The sequence below is a fragment of the Kitasatospora sp. NPDC001225 genome, assembly GCF_053597855.1.
On record NZ_JBSFJC010000248.1, the window covers coordinates 1 to 5,821 of the forward strand.

The 5,821-nt window shown below is 70.1% G+C and carries 3 protein-coding genes; 1 reads left to right on the top strand and 2 read right to left on the bottom strand.

The features are described from left to right. Positions 1–3,156: GDSL-type esterase/lipase family protein (locus ACWDCZ_RS38320; RefSeq protein WP_449818358.1), on the bottom strand; the 3,156-nt coding region annotated here is incomplete at its 3' end. A gap of 579 nt (positions 3,157–3,735) precedes the next feature. Between ACWDCZ_RS38320 and ACWDCZ_RS38325 the strand changes: the two genes are divergently transcribed. Next, positions 3,736–4,467: a DUF7873 family protein gene (locus ACWDCZ_RS38325; protein ID WP_049649138.1), complete on the top strand. Its 732-nt coding sequence runs from the start codon at positions 3,736–3,738 to the stop codon at positions 4,465–4,467. A gap of 516 nt (positions 4,468–4,983) precedes the next feature. On the opposite strand, the gene ACWDCZ_RS38330 is transcribed toward ACWDCZ_RS38325, so the two are convergent. Then, a partial coding sequence (locus ACWDCZ_RS38330; RefSeq protein WP_449818359.1) for an FAD-dependent oxidoreductase occupies positions 4,984–5,821 on the bottom strand: 838 nt, incomplete at its 5' end.

The following is a 5,821-nucleotide window of genomic DNA, read 5'->3' on the forward strand; positions in this document are numbered from 1 at the left end:
GCCCTGCGTGCCCGCCTCACCGACCAGCCGACCCCGCGCGAGATCATCGACGGCCTCGCCGCCGCCGCCAGGGGCACCGGTGCCTCCGGGCATGTCGGTCCCCCGGTTGAGCCAGGCCTGCACCGAGCCGTCGTCGTTCAGGACGAGGTAGTCGGCCTTCCCGTCGCCGTCGAGGTCGGCGAAGCGGACCTTGCCGCCCGGCGCGACCCCGGCGGCGATCCTTCCGACGCTCTGCCAGCCTCCGCCGCCCTTGGCGTCGGTGCCCCGGTTCAGCCATGCCTCGACCGAGCCGTCGTCGCCGACCACCAGGTAGTCGGCCTTGCCGTCACCGTCGATGTCCACCGGGCCGTCGCCCAGGACGCCCCCGCTGTACGGGGCGGGCTTGACCTCGACGTTCTCGGTGATCCAGCCGTCGGCGGCCGCGGCGGCGACACCCTCGTAGAAGGCGTCGGCGATCTTCGTGTAGCCGCTGGGGGTCGGGTGCAGGCCGTCGCCGCCCCTCATGTCGCCCGCGGTGACGGCGCCCATGTCCGCGAAGCCCACCTTCATGCCCTTGCCCCGCCAGGTGTCCACCAGCGGCGGCAGGAGCTTGTTGTAGGCCTCGAACAGGGGCTGGAAGCGCGCCCACGGCGTGGCGGGGTCGGTCGGGGGAACCGAGCCGAGCACCACCGTCGCGTCCGGCGCCATGGCGTGGATCTTCCCCAGCAGGGTGTCCATCCGGTCGCGCGCGTCCTGGGGTGTGGTCGGGGCGCCGCGGTTGAGGTCGTTGGTGCCCGCCATCAACGTGATCACATTCGGCTTCGCCGCCGGCAGCCAGGTGTCGAGGTCCCCCTCGCGGTAGCCCGCGTTGTCCGTCAACTCGTCGATCCGCCAGCCCGAGTGGCCCTCGTGATCGCCGTCGAAGCCTCCGTCACCGTGCTTGAGGGAGCCGACGAAGTCCAGGCTGCCGGTGTGGTCCTTCAGCGCCTGCCACAGCTCCTTGCGGTAGCCCAGGCTGTCGTTGGCGCTGCCCACGCCCTGGGTGATCGAGTCGCCCAGCGGCATCACCGTCAGCTTCGGCACGTCCCACGGGTCCCGGCTCTCCAGACCGGTGTGCCGGACGGTCACCGCACCCGGTGCCGCCCCGGCCCGTCCGTCACAGGCGAACGTGCCGTACTGCGGGTGCGCGTCGTGCTGCCGCACCGTCTGGCTCAGGCACTCCGAGAGGGCCTGCTGCCCGAAGGCGTTCGGGTGGACGAACTCCTGCGCCTCGCCCTGCTTGCGGTTGCTCGGGACGCCGGGCAGGTGGTCGACCCAGCGCACCCACTCGGCGGCGTCGGCGGCCAGCGGGGACCGCGGGGAGTTCTCCACCCCGGCCGTCCTGGCGTCCTTGGAGTTCAGCTCGTGCCCCGCGAAGGCGGACCGCGGGTCGAGGAAGACGGCCTTCTTCGCGACCGCGGCCTTCTTGAGGGCGTCGGAGATCGCCGGGGTGACGGTGCGGTTGGTCCAGGCGGCGTCCTCGTCATAGAAGGGGAAGCCCGCCTTGGTGTACCGGTCGTAGGTGTCGCCGGTCTCGCGCATGCCCAGGGGCTGCGGGAACGGGCCCGGGTAGGACTGGACGACCAGGGTGTAGTCGCCGTCCTCGTACCCCGCGTCCCGCATGGCGGCGCGGATGTCGTCGACCGTGCCCTCCACGCTGCCCTGAAGGCCCGCCACCTTGCTCTTCAGGGGAGCGTCCTCGCCCTCGTGGCAGGCGCCCCGGCCGAGCAGGAACCGCTGGGCGCAGCGGTTCAGGATTCCGGAGAAGTCGAGGTCGTTCCCGCCGACGGACAGCGCGATCACCTTGACGTTCTGCTGCTTCGCCAGCTCGCGCAGCTGCTGGACCTGCGGCGCCTCACCCTTGAATGCCTCGCTGCGCACGTGCTTCGTCTCGGCTCCGGAGCAGGCGATGTTGAAGCGGTTCGCTGGCGGGATGCCATAGAGGTCGACGCCCTTGATCTCGGCCACGTCCGAGCGGTCGCACCCGTTGCCGCCCTGGTAGGAGGTGCCGCCGTAGACCTTCGTCAGGTCGTAGCGGCAGGCCTCCGCTTCGGCGGCCTCCCCGGTGCAGTCCGTCGCGGCGCGGTCGGTGCCGAGGCCGGATCCGGAACCCGGGTAGTCCCCGTTGCCGGCCCAGCGGCCGCCCTCACCGGAGATGTAGCTGTCGCCCATGGAGACGACGGCGGCCGGTCGCGGAAGGGGGCAGGGTGCGGCCGCCGTACCCGTGGCTTCTGTGACCTCCCGTACCGTCACGCGCAGCGGATCGCAGGGCTCGTTGCCGCCGATCCGCCGGCCGTAGGACACCGAGTCATGGTCGGAGAACCCTGACTGGTCGGTGACCACACCCCGCACGCGGCTCATCGAAGGGTCGTTGGTGACGACGTAGTCCAGGGTGCTCTTGCTCGCACCCCGATGGGTGGGGCCCGCCGGGTCCGCGATGAAGAGGTCGGTCGCCCGCTGGCCGTCCAGGCGCCTCCTGAGGACGTCCGGGCTCACGTTGAAGTCGCCGCCGATGTACCAGTTGACAGAATGTCCGGAATGGACGGTGGATTCCAGGAGACCCATCTCCTCCGTCAAGTCACGGAGTATTCCCATGATGTCTCTGCCGCCGTTCCCGGAGGAGGCATGGAAGGAGAGGTAGTACTCCCCGTCCGCACCCCCCTCGCCGTAGCCCACGCCGATGAGGGGGCGGAGCCTGTCGGCGATCGCCGGGATGTAGACCAGGCGTTGGGGCAGCTGGTTCGTGATGATCGCGGAGTTGACCCGCCCGGAGGGGTCGCCGCCGGTGGTCGGTGCCAGGAAGAGGTAGCTGTACGTCCGTCCCACTTTCCTCCGGTAGCCCCTCAGCCCGGCCGGGATGTCGAGATCCCCCCGATCGGCGGGTGTGAGAGCGGCCCAGGACGTGGGCGGGACTCCGGCCTCTTGAAGGGCCATGACCACCCGCTGCTGGTCGGCCACGCCGCCGTCACGGGCGGCAGTGTCGACGGCCCTGCTGTAGATCTGGTGGACTCGTTCGTAGGTGCCACCCGTGCCCGTCGCGGTCGCGCCTTGCATGTTCCAGGTGATGATGTTGCGCTGACCGGCGAGTTCTCGCGGCTGTGCCTGGGCCGCCGGCCCGGCCAGGACGACGAGCGTCATGGCCAGAAGGCTTGTGACCAGCGCGGCCGCCACACCGCGCACCCCGCTTCCCGGTGTGCGCAGACCTCGCATTGGTGTTGTACGGACAGTGCTCACGACTTCCTCGAAACCCCTTTCCGGAGGGTGGATCACGTGGCGGACCCGACGTGCGGTGTTGATGACGTGCGCGGTGGCTCGTGACGCCCGGTTCGGCGGAGCTCCGTGACGGCGATCCCCCCGGTCGACGAACCCGAGTACTAATATGTACTGCAATACGAATCTGGACTCAAGTCCACTTGCCATGCGGACCCCGGACTCGTCGTCAGCCCGCGAGGACCGAGGCCGACCATCGAGCGCCGGGGCATCACGGCCAAGCCCCCCAACCCCATTGCGTCGCACACGGTCGATCGCCGAAGGCTCTACGGCACTCGCGCCGGCCAATGCCCACTCGATCGGCATCGTCCGCAACGACATCGCGACCGGGCAGTCTCCGGGTGGACGAGGCACCATGACCCCAGGCCAGGTGACCGGCAGGAGCGCCGAACAGCCGGTCGATAATTGGGTGTCGCCGATCAGTCCGGGACTGATAGCGTCCCGGACGTGGCAAAGCTGAACCAGATCATCGCCGTTGAAAAGGGCGTCAAGTCCAAGTCCTTCCAGGAGCTGACGCAGGCCCATCAGGACCTGCAGAAGCCCGCGCTGCTGGCCGGGATCTCCCGCGCCTACCAGCCCAAGGACGAGGAGGGCGAGCAGCTGCCGCCGGAGTCGACCCGGGTGCAGCTGAAGGCCGAGGACATCCTGCGGTCCACCGCGAACACCCTCACCCGGCTCTTCGACGTGACGGCCACCAAGGACTGGGCCAACATCGACGCCCGCGCCGACGTCGTGGTGGACGGCCAGGTGCTCCTCTCCCGGGTGCCGGTGCCGTACCTGCTCTTCCTGGAGAAGCAGCTCACCGACCTGTTCACCTTCGTGAAGAAGCTCCCGGTGCTGGACGCCTCCGAGTCCTGGAACCTCGACCCGTCCACCGACGCCTGGAAGACCGAGCCGGTGCGCACCATCCGGACGAAGAAGGTGCCGCGCAACCACGTCAAGGCCGAGGCCACCGAGAAGCACCCGGCCCAGGTCGAGGTCTACTACGAGGACGTCGCGGTCGGCTACTGGACCACGGTCAAGTTCTCCGGCGCGCTGCCGGCCCGCCGGGTGAACGAGCTCGCCGAGCGGGTGGAGAAGCTCCAGCAGGCCGTCAAGTTCGCCCGCGAGGAGGCCAACGCCGTCGAGGTCACCGACCAGCGGGTGGGTGACGCCGTCTTCGGCTACCTGTTCCGGTAGCCTCATGATCGCCCGCCCGGGGAGCCGGGCGGGTGCGCCGAGCGCGACAAGTCCCCTGCCTGGGAAGCCGGATGGGTGGGCCCGTGCGCGGCGCGCAAAGCTGACACTGACGTTGAAGCTGACCAGGGGTCACAGTGGAGGTTCGAGCCCTCCCCCCGGCACCACCGGCCGGGGTAGCCCAATCAGGCAGAGGCAGGCCCTGTCAATCTCAGACTCTCGCTCCAGTCTCAGCATTCGCCGCCGAACACCGGATCGACCGGGTGCGGACGAATATCGACGAATGCAGGTTCAAGTCCTGTCTGTGCCGCTCCGTGGCACGGTAGTTCAAAGGTAGAACGCGTCGATTTCAACCTGATCCGCGACCCTTAAACGTGCCGGTGTGCGCAATTGGGCGGCAAACAGGGGCCCGGGAGCAGGCTACGCTCCCGGGTCCTCTCGCGTTCCCGCGCGTTCCTTCGCGTTCCCGCGCGTTCCTTCGCGTTCCCCCGCGTTTCCTCACGTTCCCGCCGCGCCCGCTCACCGCGCGGAGAGCAGGTCCAGGACGCGGCGGGCGGCACGTTCGCCGGTGGCCAGCGAGGAGTTGGTGGTGCTGTAGGCGAAGTGGTCCCCGGCGAGTTGGACGGGCGAGGCCGGGTCCAGGCCCGCGGTGAAGGCGGCGAGGTCCCGGTATCCGCCGGCCGGGCGGGCCAGGACCGCGTTCTCCCACCGCTGGACGACCTCCATCTCGCGGTGTTCGTCGATGTGGGCGGCCAGGTCCGGCAGCGCTTCGCCCACGGCCTTGCGGGCGTCGGCGATCACCGTCTCGTCGTCGAGGTGCATCCGGGCGGTGTTCCAGTGGTGCCGGAAGACCAGGGTGACCAGGCCCCGGCCGACGGGCGCCCGGCCGGGGCCGAGGTTGTGCTCGTACAGCGCGACGCAGAGGTCCGGGTGCTCCCGGCACGGTACGGCGACGCCCAGTGCCGTCTCGACGGGTGCCCGGCGCAGCCCGAAGGTGACGTGGACGTCGCTGGTGTACCGGACGCCGTCGAGGTACCGGCGCTGGTCCGCGTCGAGGGTGGTGACGATCCGGGCCGCGGCCGGGGCGGGTACGGCCACCACGCAGGCGCGGGCCCGTTCGGTCCGGACCTCGCCGTCCCGCTCCCACACCACCTCGACCCCGGTCCCTTCCGCCCGCACTTCCGTCACGTGGGCGCCCAGTTCGAGGCGGGTGCCCGGGGAGCGCATCACGGGGGTGGCGAGGAGGAGTTCGGGGAGGAGTCCGACACCACCGTCGAAGGTGAAGCTCGCGGCTCCGAAGGTGCCCCACATGATGCAGAAGGCGCCGACGGCGGCGACCTCCTCGGCGGGTACGAGG